This is a genomic window from Glaciecola nitratireducens FR1064, assembly GCF_000226565.1.
Lineage (GTDB): Bacteria > Pseudomonadota > Gammaproteobacteria > Enterobacterales > Alteromonadaceae > Glaciecola > Glaciecola nitratireducens.
This window is the reverse complement of record NC_016041.1, coordinates 1,391,391-1,409,744: the sequence shown is the minus strand read 5'-3', so window position 1 is coordinate 1,409,744 and position 18,354 is coordinate 1,391,391. Positions and strand designations below refer to the sequence as shown.

Sequence of the window (18,354 nt, the reverse complement as noted above, 5' to 3'; positions counted from 1 at the left end):
TAAACGAATAGCTCGATGGCAATCACAGCTTTGCCTCGGATGTGATAATAAATAACTTCTTTTTGGGAGGCTTGACTGGGATCAATATTATTGACAATAGAGAACCAAAGCTCCAGTCTGCTTCCCCCAAAAGTTCGTTTTTATTTTATAGTTGAACATAACCACTGGGAAATAAGCTGGTTGCTAACATCACGTTATTTATATCTGCATGCTCTTGCCATACAGCCAAACTTTGTTGTTCAGGCTTAAGCCAGAAATTTTCGATAATACTATGCAACGGTTCATAGGCTGACAGACGCAATAATAGAAGATTGAGTGAGTCAACTTGTTGAAATTCTGCCGAGTGTTTAGTAAGCACCTGACGCATTTTGCTGATTGTTTGTAGGCCAATCGCTAAGCCTAATTCACGAAATGCCAAACGATTGGAGGCCTTTATGCTAAAAAGGTTACCTCCAACAATATGATGTAAACTACTCTCTATATCTTGTAGTATTTTTTCAAATAAGTGCTGTCCATTTAATTGATACAATCCCATTAACTGACATAATTTATACGCGTCAGTAAGCAAGCAGCCGACGCCAAGTGTGTCGTTAGTTGCCCAGTTCTTCGCCTCACATACAGCCGCCATTTCTGCAATTTCGTTAGACAAATTATAATTTGAAGTTTTAGCTTCCGCTCTTGCGCAGCAAGTTTGCAACTGCTGATAAATTAGAAGACCATCTAAGGGATCATGATGACCCATCGATAAAACAAGAGGTCTAGAGAGGTCAATGCTCATTTTCCAGTAAATTCGCTTTACGCGTTTTGAATTTACATAATCATCATAGACGAATGCACTGTGCGCAGTCTTAGCTAATTCTCGTGCCCATTCATTATATTGCATATCGCCAGTTGCTCGAGCGACACAATTTAAAGCATGCATCCATTTAGTAAGATAGTGGAAGTATTGACCATCTTGCTGCCATTCTGCAGATGAGTTCACTTCTGTATCAGCATTGCTTTCATTTAAAGGTTTACCAATTCTTAAACCGCCAGCCGTTGGATGGCGCTTCGCTTCAACATCGTCAAGCCCGCTAATCCATCCTTTTTTTGAGCTATCCTCACGGTGTTTTCCAAGCACACAGTGTACTTGTTCAACCAACGTAAGCGCTTGCTGCAAGAATGCAGGGGCGGAATGTCGTTTATAGAACCCAAGATAATTGCAAACTGCAAAGGCATCAGTCCATAAATAACGCCGCGGAGGATTTTTCGCCCCCGACTCAGGATCTCGGGCTAATCCAGTATCAATGGCGTATTGTGTCATAATGGATTGAGCTAGCTGTTCGTAGTTCATAAGGGCAAAGCTACAAGCCGAACGGGAAAGTATCGGGACTATCTTGCATGGTTTCTCTATTAACAGGCTGAACAGCGCTTGTTTCATCAAACCAAATATATTCATCGAACTGATTCGGTAATGCAGCATAAAAATAATGACTTTGTAGTTCGCTTTCTGGTCTGTATATCACGCCAATTGCCCTCTCTAAACGTTCAGTCGTGAGCTTTTTGCCCACTGTTTTTTGCTTTAGTTTACGCAAGGGCAATATTAAATTATCCGTTTTCACCTGATGAAACAGATACTCATAGCTATCAATATGAGACGGCTGCACTTGTTTTACTTCCATTGGACCGCCCCATTCAGACGCCGCCGCAACTGTGCCGTGGTCAGTACCAAATCCAATTAGGTAAGCCGCATCGCCATAGCATTCGCGAGTTAACTGTCCTAAATTGAATTCGCCGCGAGCGCTCATTTGAGTTGCTCGAGCATCACCAATGTGTGAGTTATGTGCCCAGACAACGGCTTTTGAAGACTTGCCTCTATGTAACATGACTGATTGCAAGGTATCGAACATGTGTTGATCTCGCAAATTCCAAGAGTTATTTTCAGCATAATACATTGTGCGATAATACCGTTCGGCACTTGCGACTAAGCGGGCATTTTGTTCGGCATTGAAAAATCGATTACCGTCGGCAGCAGAATAGTCGAGGCGTTTTTTGAGTAAGTCATGTAACGTGGCAACGACATCATTTTCGCACTCTTTATATTGTTTGTTCATAGTCACTCGAGCATAAAGTGACGGCTCCCTTGCCCAAGGTGTCAGACAGCCGTAACGAACCCTCGCAATTTCTGCTGTTTTCGGATCTACTGAATCCAAGTAACTTAACACCGCTTCCATTGAAGTATTCATGCTGTATAGATCAAGACCGTAAAACCCCACTTTATTCTCAGATAATTGGATATCATTATTAAAAGACTTTAACCAATGACTGAAGTTAAGAACGGAGTGATTAAGCCACATCCAAGTGGGAAAGCGTGTGAAAGGTGGATCATCTTGCATCGACTCATCGGAGGTGCTCTGAACATGATGATTGATATTCGTTGCATCAGGCCAGTCGGCCTCGGCGGCAATAATAGTAAAGCCTTTCTTCTCTATCAGCTCTTTAGTAATTCGGGCTCGCATATCATAAAATTCTGCACTTCCATGCGATGATTCGCCCAATAGCACTACGCGACTATCGCCGATACGCTCAAGTAAATTGTCTAAATTACAATCGTCTATTCTGGCAAAATGTTCACTGTTTTCATAAATATGGTCAGGTAAACTGAGGGTAGGTTCTTTCTTTTTCGGCTTTTCAGCATACTCTTCTTCCCAACCAGCAGCACCGATCAAAGGCACAAAACGCACATCCCCGAGGCTCTCTTCTATAAATTCATGCTGACTTACGCGCCGGATCCTCAGTAACTTTTGGCTTTGCAATGTTGAGCCCACTGGTATCACCATACGTCCACCAATAACTAGCTGATGTTTCAGAAGCTCAGGAACACTTGGACCACCTGCAGCTACTACTATGGCATCAAACGGTGCTTCTTTTGGCAAACCCAATGTTCCATCTGCTTGAAATACAAGCACGTTTTTATAGCCCAAATGATGGAGTGTTACACGAGCTGAATCGGCAAGCACTTTATGCCTTTCTATCGTGAATACTTGTCGAGCCAGCTTAGACAAAATCGCGGCGGCGTACCCTGAACCGGTACCAACCTCTAACACTTTATCTTTTGGTTTAAGTTCAAGTGCCGCAATCATTAATGCGACGATGTACGGTTGAGAAATGGTCTGGCTAGCAGCGATCGGTAAGGGACTATCTTGATAAGCGAACTCTATCAACTCTGTTGGCACAAATTTTTCTCGAGGCACTGTATTGATTGCACTCAACAGTGCATCATCGTCAACCCCGCGAGTCGCCAATTGATACTTTATCATCTGCTTTCTTAATTCAGCAAAATCAGTCATACATGCTCCTTTTGATAGTCTTGTTTATAAGCTATGCCGACTTCCGAACGGCGTTTTCACGCTCAACGTCCATAAAATAAAAAAGAGACAGGTTGATTGTTTATCAAATGTGCTCTCGTTATCTTGACCAACGTCAAATAGTTGCTCGTCAAATTTTTCTAGATACAATAAATATTACGACTTCCAGTGCCGAAGACGACACTACGCCCATAAGTCTTGTAAGTTGTTCAGATACGTATCAACCAGCCCCGTAAACTCGATTTTAACCAGAGGGCTAATCGCTAACTGAAGCAGTCCGCTTACTGGCAGTATGAGTTCAGCTTGTGTCTCAAATAAAACTTTGGTGCCGGCAGCAAACTTGGTTAATGTCCATTTACCTGACACGGTAGCGTTCCCCTCGCCTTCAATAGGCACCCACACGATTGTTTTTGCATCTGTATCAGAAATATATTGGCAAGCATAACTCGTTTCAATTGAGTAAATCCCAAGCGCGACCTTTTCCATAACCCATCGAAATGCATTATCTGACAACGGCGTTAACTTATGTACTTTCGGGAAATAAGCAGCGGAAGCGGGAACATTTGATAAAAGAGAGAATACGGTATCGATGTCTGCGGCAACAATAAATTCGCGGTGTAAATCAATCTTCACTTTTACGGTCATTTTAGTTCCTTAGATGCAGTGGCGATCGTGGCGTTCAGGAAAAGAAAGCTGAATCACTCTATCGATTGAGATAAAACAGTGATGAGTTTGACTCTAGATAAGATAATTTTTTTGATCACCATCAACATATTCAATTAAAAAACATAGATAGTTAATACAAACCTTTTTCAGCAGAGCTCACTATGCTTATACCAGACTCAATGCTAAAACAGCTATACACCCTTGGCAGTTTAAGAAAGACTGATAAGGGTTTAAGCTTTTCATTAAAAAATCGAATTAAAAGCGCACACTTTAACCAAATTTTGCATTTATTCATTAACAATCAAAAAATTGATATGTCTAAAATCATGGTTGCGTTGAACTCTGACACACCAATTGGCCTTCATACCCTTGAACAAAAAAAAGGAATAGACTTTCCACTTGGGGCAACCTTAACTGTGTTTGTTGATGGCACTTCTATACCTGACTCAAAAATTGTCGATATCAACATCACCATAACTGCTCCTCCTTTTGGTGATATAAAATTAGTACTGAAGGACAAGTTGCCGCTTATTAACGAAACCTTGAATCAAATTCCGCGTAACGCAGAAAACGATTTTCATCCTGATATTATTAAAAAACGACAAGAGTATGTATCAGGAATAACAGACACTACGCCTCAAAATTTATTTAACTTCGATGCTGATCTCGCCTCTCTTAGTGGCAACATTGAACATTTTTGTGGTATGGCTCAAATACCTATTGGTATTGCAGGACCGATCAAAGTAAACGGTGAGCATGCTCAAGGAGAATTCCTTATTCCACTTGCCACCACTGAAGGTACGCTCGTGGCATCTTATAACCGAGGCATAAAGTTACTGAATCAGTCTGGCGGGGTAAAAGCAACCGTGGTGGATGATGCTATGCAGCGAGCCCCTGTTTTTGTGTTTGATGATGCCAGAGAAGCCAGAGACTTTGACCGCTGGGTGACTGATAATATTGATGGAATACGACAGCAGGCCGAAGCGACTGACCCACATGTAAAACTGCGTAACATTGAAAGTTACAAAGCCAACAAATTTGCGTTTTTACGCTTTAACTTTACCACCGGTGATGCAGGAGGTCAGAATATGGTGGGGCGAGCCACTTATTTTGCCTGCGGTTGGATAATTGAGCAATATCCGGGTATCAAAAACTTTTTCCTCGAATCGAATATGGCGACTGATAAAAAATCCTCATTTATCAACATTCTACATACACGCGGAAAAAGAGTGACGGCCGAAGTCACTATCAAAAAAAGTGATTTAATTGAAGTTATGCGAGTAGAACCGACACAAATTGGACAGCATCAACGAGCCGCCTCTATTGGCGCATTTTTAGCCGGCGCCAATAACACAGGGTTGCACTCTGCAAACGGTATTACAGCAATGTTTATCGCCACGGGCCAAGATGTCGCTAACGTATCTGAATCGTCAGCTGGGATTATTTATTCAGAAATTAATGATGAAGGAGACTTATATCTTTCAATAACCCTCCCCTCATTAATCATAGCAACGTGTGGTGGTGGCACGGGCTTAGGGACGCAGAAGGAATGTTTGGAAATGTTACATTGCTATGGCCCGGGAAAAGCATTGAAATTTGCTGAAATAGTCGCTTCTGTTGTCCTCGCTGGCGAGATATCGCTAGCATCTGCTATTTCATCCTTGGACTGGGTGACATCGCATGAAGAACTGGGTAGAAATTAATCCTGAACTGCTTCTTTTTGGCTAGAAATGGATGTAAATCGTGAAGGAAGGAATTTGAGCGATTATCGCCTGCTTGTTATTTTCTGTTCATTGGTACACAATTTTTTCTGTGTATACTTTATTTATTAAGGTTTCGTACTTTTCTTCCAATACATTACGCTTAATCTTGAGCGTGGGTGTCAGCAAGTTATTTTCAACCGTCCAGGCGTCCTTTACAATAACAAGGTGGTCTAACACTGCATGACTTTCTAAGCTAGCATTAACCTCCTCAAAAGTTGCGAGTAGGCTACTCTTAACTTTTTCAAGAGGCTCATTCCGAGCTTCTTCGGATAATACGACCAAAGCAACTGGTTGTTTGAGTTTGGCCCCTGTGACACAAACTTGTTCAATCAAAGAGTTAACCATAAGTTTTGATTCAATTGGCACAGGAGCAATATATTTTCCTTTTGAGGTTTTAAATATCTCCTTCAAGCGCCCGCTAATTCTAAAATAACCATCTTCATCTACAGAACCCTTGTCGCCAGATTTCAAATACCCGTCATCAGTGAATGCATCGAGTGTTTTTTTTGGTTCTAAATAATACTCCTTCATATTGCACTTGCCTTTCACCAGAATTTCCCCTTCGCCACTGATACGGATATCAACTCCTTTATAAGCACGCCCAATACTGCCTATTTTATCAACCCGAAATGGTACGCAACAGGTACCATAGGCGCAGTTCTCGGTCATCCCCCAGCCTTCAGAAATATTCACCCCTAAACGATGAAACCAATGCAGTGTTGCTTCAGCTATAGGTGCTGAGCCACTCGCGCATAGACGCGCCTTTTGCAATCCAAGTTTACTGCGGATTTTTCTTGATATAAATGTGTTTACGATAGGAATACGAAGTAAAAAATCAAGTTTCTTTTGAGGGATATTGGCCAATATGCCCATTTGAAATCTTGTCCACAACCTCGGGACAGAGATAAATAAAGTGGGTTGAGTGTTCCTAATGTCTCTGGAGAAAGTTTCCAATGACTCGACAAAATCAATACGCATGCCAGAATAATAACTGGCTAACTCTACCAAAACCCGCTCGGTAATGTGCGCCAAAGGGAGATAACTCAACATACGGTCTTGCGGCCCTAACCCAAATTCGTATAATGATCCATGAGCAGCCCAACAGATAGATTCATAATTATGAACCACTCCTTTTGGAGTGCCAGTGCACCCAGAAGTATAGACAATTGTCATCACTGTCTTCCAATCGGGTATCATTCTTTTTGTATAAGGCTCATTTACAAGCAGCTCTTGCCACTGTTTATCAGCTTCAATATGGGGATACGGAAAAGCCCACTTTATAGTACCTTTTGGAATAGCGGCAACTTGCTCTTCGGTTTTATCTAACTTTCCAATAAAAATCACTGGGCATTGTGCGTGTTCTAGAACGTACCGAATTGTTTTTTCACCGGCGGTTGAATAGATAGGTACGGACACATGACCAGCCAACATGATGGCTAAATCAGTAATAAACCATTGGGCACAATTTTTTGATAAAACCGCTATATTGCTCATCGGAGGTAAATCCAATGCGATTAATCCTGCTGCAACCCTATATACTTGATCTGCTGTATCTTGCCACGTGAACTCTTGCACCTCGCCATCAACAGGCTGTCTTAAAAACACAGTGTTAGGGCTGGTATCTTGCCAGTGATACAACATTTCTAATGGAGTTTTAAATGCCATAGAAGTAATCCTTAATAAGGAACACTTTGTTCATTTGTCGATAGTACAGTTACTTTACTTACGTATTCTTGAGAAAAAGACTATCAGCTATGGTTAACAATCGCTTTCATATGAACTATTGAAAACTCTTGCTCTCAACTAAGGTTTGTTTTTAAACAACGTAAAGCGTAATCCTAGCACTGATATATTCTTTGACGTAGATCAGGTTCTTGACCTTAACTTCGTTTTTGAAAGTAGTCTTTTCGGGCTTTCTATTAACTATCGTCATTTACTTTGGATGAACGCTTCGTCGACCTTGAGCGTACCAATTTTCGGTGTTTCACCTTGTAGAAGCGTCTTATGTCGTGATCAGAGTGATGATCCATTATTTGTTCTAATTTTTTAGCAATGTTCGAGCAAATTCTAATATGCTCTAATTCTGGCCAGGTAGAGCGCTCCCCCTCTGCGACTAGCTCCCTGATTTCATCCGAAGTTAGATGACCTAAGAGCTTTTCAGGACTAACAAAAGTAAAGTTCGGTACAATATTGACATCACCTTTATAATCTTGTGCAAAAACGGAATAAAACATATTAATAACTTTACCAATATCCGGAACTTTACGCAGATAACGTCGACTAAACTGTTCCGTACTTTTTAGTAATTCATGAGAGGAAAAACGAATAATATTTTTTGCACTTTTTGGAATCGGCATATATTGCTCACCCTTAAGAATGGCGAGCGCTAGTGGATTTGCCTGACTCACGATATAGTGGTTAACACCATACAGCCTGGCTAATCTTTTTGCTGGTAAATCATCCGTTACAGCCCCGTCGATCCATAACCTATTTGGCAGATAGGGTTGACGCTCTCCATAAACATTTTTAGCCATTAGCATAACAGGTGGAAAAACACCGGGCACAGCACAGGACGCCATTACGGCGCTACGCACATAGACATTAGGAGATGTTACCGCATTCATCAGTCTGGACGTCTGGTGCTCTTCTAAGGGTGCGATAGTGATACTAATCATTCTGCCTGTTTTCTCATATGCTTCCTGAAAAGTGATATCAGGAATTACTGTCTCCAATGTCAAACCCAATGACGTTGAGTCCATCCGTTCCCGAACTAAACGCTTGGGCTTACTATCAATATTGAGCTGCAAAGGCTCTAACAGCATGTCACCGCTAAAAAAGAAATCCAGTTCTTCATCTGTGTGGGTTCCTAGCACCGCCGCAAATATGGAGCCCGCGCTTGATCCAGACACGACGTTAGGCAAGATCTGATGTTCAAATAAAGCCTTAATTACACCAAGATGAAAATAACCAAGTGAGCCCGCGCCACTCAGCATCAGCGCAGAGTGGCCAAAGCAAAGGCTCGCACGTGTAAAAAAATCAAGCTTATCTTCTCGAGTTATATCATCCGTTTCGCTTAGGTTTGAAATATGTTCAAGTGCATCGACTATTTCGTTAACATATTCTTCAATCAGGTGTTTTGTGCCAAATTTCGCCAATTTATAAAGGATAGGTTTACCCATTCCTCCTTGATTTCCGTGGATCCCCTCATTAAGTGCGAACAATAAACCAATATCATCCTTTTCTTTTCTGAGTTTTTTGATCGTGTCGACTCTGCTCCGAATATTTAGGTAATCGTAACTATTTGATGCTTCTTTCTGCTTCCACGATTCAAGACCAGAAACAGAATCGTGTTCAAGAGCGGCCTGCTTCCAATCGGCATAACTTTGGGCTCGACGCATTTTACGTTCCAAGCGGTAAAGAGTGAGATTGGCAGATATCGACAACATAGAAAAAACTCCTGAAAATAATGTTCTTGTTGTTATTGAGTATAAGCAACAAAGCTAGATACTCCAGAAATTCTGGCTCATAGAGCTCAATAAATAATCACTTTTATTTGGTATGTTCTTTAGGCACAAATACTAAAACCGCACCCCCTGCGAAAATTAATGGCTATATATTGTGTTGTTTAGGCGGGAATAAAACGATTAAATTCTCTGAAAGATCTTGTTTGAATGAATATTAGTGCGTACCTTTATTAACGAAGTGTGGATAAATTTACCGATAAAGGAGCAGTATTTACATAGCCTATGTCAAATATGTTAGAAAAAATAATACGAGATCTGCAAGAAGCAGAACAACTACATTTGCTGGTCGAGCAACAGAATTTGACTCAAGCTATTCGAGAGTTGCAGGCTTGGCAAACCAAACGATTATTAGTTACTCATGCTGATTTATGGGACTCCAAGCGTTTTAAACCGGCTATGCAGTTTTTTATCGATGAAATATATGGTCCAAAAGATTTTGCTCAGCGCGATATGGAACTTGCACGAGTAGTCCCTAAGATGGCTAAGGTATTGCCTGAAAAAGGTTTAAAATCATTGCAAGCAGCGCTTAGGCTAAATTGCCTTTCGTTGGAGCTTGATATTGCCTTAGTGCAAAAGCTGGATGGTAAAGCGGTAAATCGTCGCAACTACTTTGATTGTTATCGCTGGTCTGATAATCAGTCTAAACGCGAGGAACAAATACAGTTGCTTGAAGATCTTGGTTTAGATTTAGCGCAAGTAGTTAAAATTACAGGTGTTTCAACCATGTTGATGTTATCTCGAAAGCCCGCAAAAGTCGCTGGTGTCGAAAGTTTGCATCATTTTTTAGAAAAAGGCTTTAAATCCTTTAAAAAACTCGGTGAAGTGCATGCTTTTATTGATCCGATTATTAGTAGAGAGAGAGCATTAATGCATTCATTGTTTTCGGCAAGTGGACCCGCTGAAAACCCGCTACCAGAAATAGATTAGTCTAACTAACCATCCAAAACGCTTGCTTTCTCCTAAGGATTGTCTTTCCTTATCACTATCTTAGTTTGAGTCTTCCGACTTATTTTGCTTGCTGTAGCTCCTTTGGCGAGCGTGTCTTCTATTTTTGTGAGAACAACCTTTAATCATGCATTTGTTGGCGAAGCGTAGCAATTAGGATGACGTTCTGTCCGCAGGAAAAACATCAGTCAGTTTAAATTTTATACAATTTTAGTATGCAGCTTCTATTAATCTTGACTATATTTAAATGGGAAAAGCGATTTACCCAAGCTTATTTACTATTAATGGAGAGAAGAAATGACTAAATCAGAAAGAGCAAACGATACTTTTGAAACGGCTGAAGAAGTAGCACGCAAAATATGGTTAGCCGGCCTTGGCGCTTATGGTAAGGGGTTTGAAGAAATACAAAGCCAATATGAAAAACTCAACAATGAAACGAGTCATCTTTTTGAAGATTTAGTTTCCAAAGGCGAGAAACTTGAAGCTGATACCAAAAAGAAATTGAAAGCAAACGGGTCTGTCGGAAAACGAGTTGAAGACGTGCGTAAAACGCTTGGTCTTGATACCTCAGATATAGATGCAAAGATTGATAAACTAACAAAAAAAGTAGATGCGCTAACAGCTGCGGTCAATAAAATTTCTTAAATCATATTTTATTTTACAGGAGAACAACAATGTCAACTAAAGACACTTTTGAAGACATGGCACGAAATGCCTGGTTGGCAGGCTTAGGCTCTATCGAAAGCAGTTTAAAAGTATTGGGTAAATCAATTGATGCCGCCCAAGAAAAGTCAAATCGCCTTTACAATGAGCTCCTCAAGCGAGGAGAAGAAATGCAAGGCAACATTACAGATACAAAAAACGATATAGAGAAAAGAAGTAAAAAGTTTTTTGGTATAGGCTCTACGGAATTACAGGAAAAAAAGCTAGCGGAACTAAACGCGACTGTCGATCATCTTACAACAGTTGTTGTTAAATTAATTGAAAAACGGGATGCTACATCCCCGTCTGTTAAGCCTGTGCAACAAAAAGCCGTGAAAGCAACACCGAAAACGACTTCTAAGACGAAGGCGACTGCAGCAACAAAGAAAGCGACGATTAAAGCAAAACCAAAAGCGGCTGCAGTGAAAAAGACAGCAGCAAAAAAATCAGTAAAATCAGCAACTAAAGTCAGTTCTAAAAAAGCACCGTAGTTTTTAATTCGCAGTATAAGTTTAATGAAATGGACCTACCCTGTCTTGCTTTACTATCAGTCATTTGTGGCTAAAGTTAGATTGGCAAGGTATGTCCCACCGTTCTACTTTACCACAATTTATAGTTTGCTAGCTTTTGGCCTCCTGCATTAAGTTTCTTAAATAAATACCTCCTTTGATATCATCAATTCCAGATTCAATATAATTAGCAATCAAACTGACGTCGGGAATAATGTCACTGCAAGCCATTAATCCAAAACCGATAACATCGCAATAACTGACTACAGTTATGTTTAGTGCTTGGCCATCAACTAAAACGGATAATGGATAGGTAGCTTTCAACTTCGCTTGACCAAAATACAAAGGTTTCCTTGGTCCTGGCACGTTCGATATGATGATATTCGCTGCTGGCGGAATGATGCTAGATATATTTAATTGATTCATCACCGCTACTGCGCCTTGGGCTAAGAAAGCAAAATTAGTGGCGGCAGCGGCAGACACATCTGCTAGTTCTCGTTTTGCGTCTTGAGTTGATTGACCAATCATAGCAAGACGCGTCATGGTGTCGGGCTCGTCAGTGGCCAAATTTGCCATCACATAGGTAATTTGATTCCCTAAGTCCCTCGCTTGGCGTACAGAAACCGGAACAGAAGCAATCAGTGACTTATTAGGTAATGCCCGTTTTTCCATTAGATATCTGCGCAATGCACCAGAGCAAAGGGCAAGTATAATATCGTTTATCGTGGCATTAGCCTGTTTTCCCAAGGCTTCTAACTCTGTAAGAGATAACGTTTTAACCACAAAACAGCGAGAACCGGTAATTGGCACATTGAACATGGAGTGCGGCGCACTAAAAGGCACCGGAGACATATTGTTATCAAGACCGATGGCTTTGAGCCCCTGCCCTATGATCATCTTTGACAGGCCTTGCACCATTTTTGAATTAGCAGCGATTTTTCCAGCTAGTTGCGAAGTTTTTCCTAGCAATCCGGGAAGTTGAAATCCACGGCTTTTTCGATGATTTGGCATGCAAGCCCAAGGAGCTTTAATTTCTTCATCAGCATATAAACTAAACCAATTTTCCATTAATTCAATGCCACCCATGCCATCGATCACGGCATGATGCATCTTAAGATACATGGCAAACTGGTTATGTTCCAAACCCTCAATCAGATGAAATTCCCATAATGGTCGTTTACGATCTAATAGTTGACTGTGTAAGCGCGATGTTAGCTCTAGTAAATCATCCAATTTACCTGGCAGTGGCAGTGCTGAATGTCGTACGTGATGATGTATATCAAAATTTGTGTCGAGTTCCCAACTTGGGAGTGCAGCACTGTGCACTGAACTTAGCTTTTGATTGAAAGGTGGCTTAGCTACTTGGCTTTGTAATTTTGCCAATAAATCGAGTGGAAAATTTCCTTTATAATTCTTCGGAATTTCAAAAATAGTCAAACTGGCCACGTTTACCGGTGTGGATTGCTTTTCCAAAGACAAAAACGCGAGATCCAGTGCGTTTAGTTTGTTTGACATGGTGACAACCTCGACAAACTATCGTTTCGATACTTAAGTGTAGACGTAACTTGAAAGTTTTTTCAATTTTATTAAGAGCATTTATTAGCACTTATCTTGAGCTGGATGCATCAAATCCAGACCATGCGCATGCTAAGCGATGAGAATAATAAAGCAATGCACCTTAAGCGCTCAGGCTATCTCAAACCAATTTTTTAAAACCTCATAAACCTCAGGAGAGCTCAATAATTGCTTATGGTTGATGGTAGTACCGACCCATTTTCTATTTTCTGGAATATGTAAATCAAACGCCGGATCAGGGTGTTCACCTAATGCACTTTTTATCCTTACCAGCCCATCACCCAGAGGATAATTAATACTATTTTTAGCACTCGTTGCTACTGCAAAGCACTGCACATTTTTAGGTAAAGGTAGAGGCAAACGTCGGTCGCCAGTGAATGCAAACCTGTCAACAGCATGCCAATCCAACTCCTGCACATTACCATAGCGTAAATCAGTAATACCTGCGCTGCGTAATTTACCTAAGCGAGCAAAGGGCGCCGTATATGAATGAGCACCTAAAATCAAATCAATCCAGTTACCTGCTTTTTCAAGAGCAGCTCCATGATGCGGCGTACCTAAAAATACTACTTTGTTAAGCAGTTCGAGCCATTTGTAACCACTGTTTTCGGCAATATGAAAAGCGCTACGAGATACTAGGCCGCCCATGCTATGAGCTAATATGTTAATTTCTAAACATTTATCTGACAGGCCTATCAAAGACTCCAATAAACTGGCAAACTCTTGGCCATTATCAGAAATATGGCGCCCCGAGTTATAGTGGAGATGGATGTAAGCCATACCCGTCTCTTTTGCTAACTCGACACCGTGATCATGACCGTCTTTGCACCATTGCAAATCATTCATACACAGACCATGAATGATCACCAGCAGCTTGCCATTACCCTGATTTACGATTTCGCGCAGCTGAACATCATCGAGAACTTGCCCATTTTTTCGAAAGCGCATTTGAATAGCCAAAGGGTTTGAGCTAGCAGCAAGATAATCACCCAGCACCCCGTTTAATGCTGCAAGTAAGGCCTGTGTTGTAGCTGAGTCTGGTTGTGAGGCCAATGCCTTGCTTATTGCCGCCAACGGTGCATCAATCTTGTAACCTAATTTCTGTGTCACACTGCGAATGTTCCGATAAACCAATCCACTAATGCCTGAAAGCTGCTCTTTTTCACTCGTCGACTTCACAGTGGAAAGCGGACTTACTTGTTTATGCACTGATTCAACAATATCAGTGATAGCCAATACGGCGTCAATCGTTAAACGCACGACACCTTGAGTTCGCGAATTAGCTGCTTTTGCGGAGGGATCCTGAGCCTTATCATTAGAGTTTTGTTTCATAGATATCCATGTAATATCTAGATTTTATAGTTTTATGATTCTTTATGCATGATGAGCCTATTTTTAAGAAGTCACGTTGACTCACGTCAAGCTTTTGGGCAGGAAGCGCACATTACGTTATGAGCTTGGTTTACAGTAAGTACATCTTCAATGCGAATTTTTAAGGAATGCTTGATGAAGAAAACAATTATGATTATCTGTGCCACTGACTGTATTGGCCTTGGTACGTCTAAAGTACTAGCATCTGAGAATCACAACCTAAAAAAATCGATGGGGATTGTTAGCGCTATTGAGGCGGTGATATCTTGAACTTGAGGTAAGAGTTTGTGATAAGGATTATAATATCAATCATATTCAATGTGACAAAGCAACGCATTGCATTGCATAGTCAAAACATCACCCGTCATCCTTGCAAAGGCAAGGACCTCCCACCAGCCATAGCGGACGCAAAAAAAGCACTTAACAAACGTGTATGATCTACCGCATATTATCACATCAAAATTTGCTAATTTATATCATTCCGATTCAGACGAATCTTGCTCATTTAACTCATCAAACTTAGCCGCCATTGTCGGATTACGGCGAGTTAACTTCTTAATCGTTACATCTTGAGACTTGTCATTTGCAAGACGAAGGTTACGATCAGTACTAAGCAATGCATCCTTAGTTTTTTGTAGATGATCAATAGATTTATCAATTTCATCTATCGCTGTTTTAAATTTCCTTGAAGCAAGGTCATAATTCTTGGCGAATGCCGTCTTAAAATTATCGAGATCATTTTCAAAGTTTGTGATATCCACACTCTGCGCCTTAACTAGCGCGAGCTCTTTCTTGTATTCAAGCGATTTCATCGCCGCATTTCGTAAAAGCGTAATGATTGGAAGAAAGAACTGCGGACGCACAACATACATTTTCGGATAGCGATGAAACACATCGACAATGCCTGAGTTGTACAGTTCGCTTTCAGGCTCAATAAGAGAGACCAATACTGCGTACTCACAGCCTTTTTCAATTCGATCTTTATCAAGTTCCTTGAAAAAGTCCTCGTTCTTTTTCTTTGTTGCAGTGGTGTCGTTTTCGTTCTTCATCTCAAACATAATTGAGACAATTTCAGTGGCTGCTTCGTCTGAGTCCCGAAAAATGTAATCGCCTTTACTGCCAGACCTTGAATCATTATCTTTTTCGAAATAAGCGCGAGGGAAAGCGGTTGCTCTGATACGATTAAATTCTGTTTCACAGTGTTGTTCGAGAGTTTCTCCCACCATCTTGGTAGATAAACGTGCCTTCATATCGCGAAGTCGTTCAATCGCATCGTCTCTGTCTTTTATTTGTGTTTCATACTTTTCTTTGAGCGATGTTTCAGCGAGTTGCTTTTCAAGTTCAGCTTGCTTGAGACTGTTTTTAAATTCATCACGCTCTTTTTCGACCGCACCTACTGCGGCGGTTATAGCGACTTTTTGCTCCAGTAACGTTGTGCCTAGCTTCGCTTGTAAATCCTGAATTTCTTTATCTTTTGCTGCCGCAGTTTCCAGCAGCTCTTTGGCTAATTTTGCGTCAGCTAGCTCTGATGCTGCCATGGTGTCACGCTTTATCTGTTCAAGCATGTTGGCTAATGCATCTCTTTCTTTTTTAATATCATCAAGAGCTTCATTGACAGCGAGCTTTTTGTTAACTTCACCCGTGTCTAATTTTGCCTTTAACGATTGAATCTCGGTATCTTTTTCCGAGGCAACCCTTTGCATTTCACTAGTGAGTTGGCTCTTGGCAAGATCTACCGCATTCAATTTATCCTTCTCGGCCAATTCCAAGCGCTCGTGCAGTTGTTTTTCAAACTCAGTATCTCGAACCTGCTTTAAAATATCAGCATATCCCGCTTCGTCAATTTTGAATGCTTTATTGCAATGTGGGCAGATGATTTCATGCATGTACCGTTTTCTCCTTTATGACGAAAATTCGTGTTGTAAGCCATGTAATATTGCACTGGACTTACAGGTAAAGATCCGCGAGGGCCATTGAAATAGAACCTCGGGTATGTGAAAGCTTCAAAATATCATAATGCTTTACATGTATATTAGGTTCAAAAGCATAGACTCTCTAGGAGGATCAGGCAAGAGCTAGGACTTATGATAATTAAGCTCTGCGATTTTTGGCCGATAAACTTTGATATACTGGAACTCGATCGCCTACATCGCTGTTGTTGTGAGACTGAATAAATGCACAAACTCAGAAACATTCTTTCAAAGGTTGAAATATGACCGAAAATCGCTCACACCAATTGTCAAAAGAATTAATCATTTCCGAACGCCGAAGACGGGAATCTCAGCGCTTATCTGGCGTTGGATTTTGGGAACTAGATCACAATGCAGAGTCTCTTTATTGGTCTGAAGAAATTTACTCTATCTATGAAATTAACCCGCAATACAACAGTGCCAACTATCAATTGTTTCTCGATTTAATCTATGACGAAGATAAAGAACTTGTAGATAACAGCTACCGCAACTCTGTTGCCTCAGGCAACGAATACAATATTCGTTATCGAATTAAAGCAGGTGATTCATATAAATGGATAGAGGCACGTGGCGTAACCTACTATGACACAAATGGACAAGCAGAACGCACGATTGGCACAGCTGAAGATATATCCGAAATGGTTATTGCCCAGCAAAAAATAGAGCATATGGCCTATCATGATGAGCTTACCGGGCTAGCCAATCGAAAGCGTTTCTCAGACAAACTAGATTCAGCGCTACTACTAGCCAATGAGCAAAAGACGAATTTGGTGGTCTTGTTTATTGATCTTGATAACTTCAAATTGATCAATGACCGATGCGGGCATGATATTGGCGATGAAGTGCTTGTTAACGTCGCAAACAATCTAAAAAACTGCACAAAACCTTCCGATCTATTTGCAAGAATTGGCGGAGATGAGTTCGCTGGTTTTCTATTTGGTGTTAATGACGCTGATATTGACGATGCGGTCACTGCAGTAAAGCAGGCTATAGAGGGAACTTGCGAAACGCAAATGCACAGCTTCAATATATCTACGAGTATAGGAGTAACTATTTACCCGCGAGATGATGCAGACTCTGATATTTTAGTGCGCCACGCCGATCAGGCATTATACGAAGCCAAGGAGCAAGGCAAATCGAGGGTCCGATATTTTGACACCGAGCGTTTTCAATCCAACTGGTCGCGCCGGCATTTACTAAAAGAAATTGAAATTGCGCTTGAAAATGAACAATTTGAATTGTTTTATCAACCACGAATTCGCTTGTCTGACGGCGAGCTTTTTGGGGCAGAAGCATTGCTGCGCTGGTTCAGGCCAGAGGGACCTGTTTCTCCTTTGGAGATTGTCGCAGCAATAAAAAACACAGCTTTAGAATGGCAGTTAGATAAATGGGTTATTAATACCGTCCTGTCCCACAGTAAAATCTTTAAAGCGAAAGGCTTACAAGGACCATTTAGTTTAAACGTCAATACGAGTTCACTCGAAAATCCTCAGTTCCCCGATTTATTACAATCCTTATTATTTAAATGGGATGTTGATGGTGAATATATTGAAATCGAAATACTCGAAATGGAATCAATTAACAACTTCGATGCTACTCGTAAAATCCTATCTCGGTGCGAAGCATTAGGCGTCAAATTTTCGCTTGATGATTTTGGAACGGGTTATTCCTCGCTCACTTACTTCCATGCCCTGCCCATATCAAAGCTTAAAATTGATCAGAGTTTTATAAAAAACATCAATTCTGATCGTGAGAGTTTACTGCTGGTCAAAAGTATCTTGGCAATCGCGGACACAAACGATAAACCAGTTGTTGCTGAAGGCATTGAGACAGATGCAATAGCGAGAACGCTTGCTGAATTAAACTGTGAATTTGGTCAAGGCTACGGTATCGCCAAGCCAATGCCAATTGAACAGTATATTAACTGGACACAAGAGCGTCTTGTAAAGTCAACAACGTAAACGCGATCCTACGTGGACTCG

At 41.0% G+C, this 18,354-nt stretch carries 14 protein-coding genes; 6 read left to right on the top strand and 8 right to left on the bottom strand.

The genetic code is table 11. The features are described from left to right. Positions 1-145: 145 nt before the first annotated feature. The 3 genes from GNIT_RS06145 to GNIT_RS06135 form a co-directional block, all read right to left on the bottom strand. Positions 146-1,333 (bottom strand): hypothetical protein, encoded by a 1,188-nt coding sequence (locus tag GNIT_RS06145; RefSeq protein WP_014108295.1) that lies wholly within the window; start codon positions 1,331-1,333, stop codon positions 146-148. A 10-nt stretch (positions 1,334-1,343) separates the two neighbouring features. After that, positions 1,344-3,329, bottom strand: a complete 1,986-nt coding sequence (locus GNIT_RS06140) for a protein-L-isoaspartate(D-aspartate) O-methyltransferase (protein ID WP_014108294.1) — start codon at positions 3,327-3,329, stop codon at positions 1,344-1,346. A 201-nt stretch (positions 3,330-3,530) separates the two neighbouring features. Beyond that, positions 3,531-3,992 carry an SRPBCC family protein gene (locus GNIT_RS06135; protein WP_014108293.1) on the bottom strand — a complete coding sequence of 154 codons (462 nt, stop codon included), beginning with the start codon at positions 3,990-3,992 and terminating at the stop codon, positions 3,531-3,533. A gap of 182 nt (positions 3,993-4,174) precedes the next feature. Between GNIT_RS06135 and GNIT_RS06130 the strand changes: the two genes are divergently transcribed. Continuing rightward, positions 4,175-5,716, top strand: coding sequence for a hydroxymethylglutaryl-CoA reductase (locus GNIT_RS06130; protein WP_014108292.1), 1,542 nt, complete (start codon positions 4,175-4,177; stop codon positions 5,714-5,716). 87 nt (positions 5,717-5,803) lie between these two features. Here GNIT_RS06130 and GNIT_RS06125 read toward each other — a convergent pair whose 3' ends face one another. Next, positions 5,804-7,441 carry an AMP-binding protein gene (locus tag GNIT_RS06125; protein WP_014108291.1) on the bottom strand — a complete coding sequence of 546 codons (1,638 nt, stop codon included), beginning with the start codon at positions 7,439-7,441 and terminating at the stop codon, positions 5,804-5,806. 254 nt (positions 7,442-7,695) lie between these two features. After that, a complete protein-coding gene (locus GNIT_RS06120; protein ID WP_014108290.1) occupies positions 7,696-9,222 on the bottom strand; it encodes a DUF3336 domain-containing protein in 1,527 nt (508 codons plus the stop codon). 300 nt (positions 9,223-9,522) lie between these two features. Here GNIT_RS06120 and GNIT_RS06115 point away from each other — a divergent pair, with 300 nt between their 5' ends. From GNIT_RS06115 to GNIT_RS06105, 3 genes are all read left to right on the top strand, one after another. Beyond that, on the top strand, positions 9,523-10,227 hold the full coding sequence (locus GNIT_RS06115) for a DUF8198 family protein (RefSeq protein WP_014108289.1): 705 nt from the start codon (positions 9,523-9,525) through the stop codon (positions 10,225-10,227). Positions 10,228-10,542: 315 nt separating this feature from the next. Further along, entirely contained in the window at positions 10,543-10,890 is a 348-nt protein-coding gene (locus GNIT_RS06110; protein WP_014108288.1) for a phasin family protein, read from the top strand. 29 nt (positions 10,891-10,919) lie between these two features. After that, entirely contained in the window at positions 10,920-11,438 is a 519-nt protein-coding gene (locus tag GNIT_RS06105; protein ID WP_014108287.1) for a hypothetical protein, read from the top strand. A 129-nt stretch (positions 11,439-11,567) separates the two neighbouring features. On the opposite strand, the gene GNIT_RS06100 is transcribed toward GNIT_RS06105, so the two are convergent. Both GNIT_RS06100 and GNIT_RS06095 read right to left on the bottom strand, forming a co-directional pair. Beyond that, the gene (locus tag GNIT_RS06100; protein ID WP_014108286.1) at positions 11,568-12,971 is read right to left on the bottom strand and encodes a WS/DGAT/MGAT family O-acyltransferase; all 1,404 of its coding nucleotides are present in this window, start codon (positions 12,969-12,971) and stop codon (positions 11,568-11,570) included. A 171-nt stretch (positions 12,972-13,142) separates the two neighbouring features. Then, the gene (locus tag GNIT_RS06095) at positions 13,143-14,363 is read right to left on the bottom strand and encodes a lipase family alpha/beta hydrolase (protein ID WP_014108285.1); all 1,221 of its coding nucleotides are present in this window, start codon (positions 14,361-14,363) and stop codon (positions 13,143-13,145) included. A 174-nt stretch (positions 14,364-14,537) separates the two neighbouring features. Here GNIT_RS06095 and GNIT_RS18460 point away from each other — a divergent pair, with 174 nt between their 5' ends. Further along, positions 14,538-14,672: a hypothetical protein gene (locus GNIT_RS18460; RefSeq protein WP_014108284.1), complete on the top strand. Its 135-nt coding sequence runs from the start codon at positions 14,538-14,540 to the stop codon at positions 14,670-14,672. Positions 14,673-14,878: 206 nt separating this feature from the next. Here GNIT_RS18460 and GNIT_RS06090 read toward each other — a convergent pair whose 3' ends face one another. After that, complete coding sequence (locus GNIT_RS06090) at positions 14,879-16,288, bottom strand: DUF2130 domain-containing protein (RefSeq protein WP_014108283.1); 1,410 nt, start codon at positions 16,286-16,288, stop codon at positions 14,879-14,881. A gap of 326 nt (positions 16,289-16,614) precedes the next feature. On the opposite strand from GNIT_RS06090, the gene GNIT_RS06085 reads away from it, so the two are divergent. Continuing rightward, a complete protein-coding gene (locus GNIT_RS06085; RefSeq protein ID WP_014108282.1) occupies positions 16,615-18,333 on the top strand; it encodes a bifunctional diguanylate cyclase/phosphodiesterase in 1,719 nt (572 codons plus the stop codon). Positions 18,334-18,354: the final 21 nt, after the last annotated feature.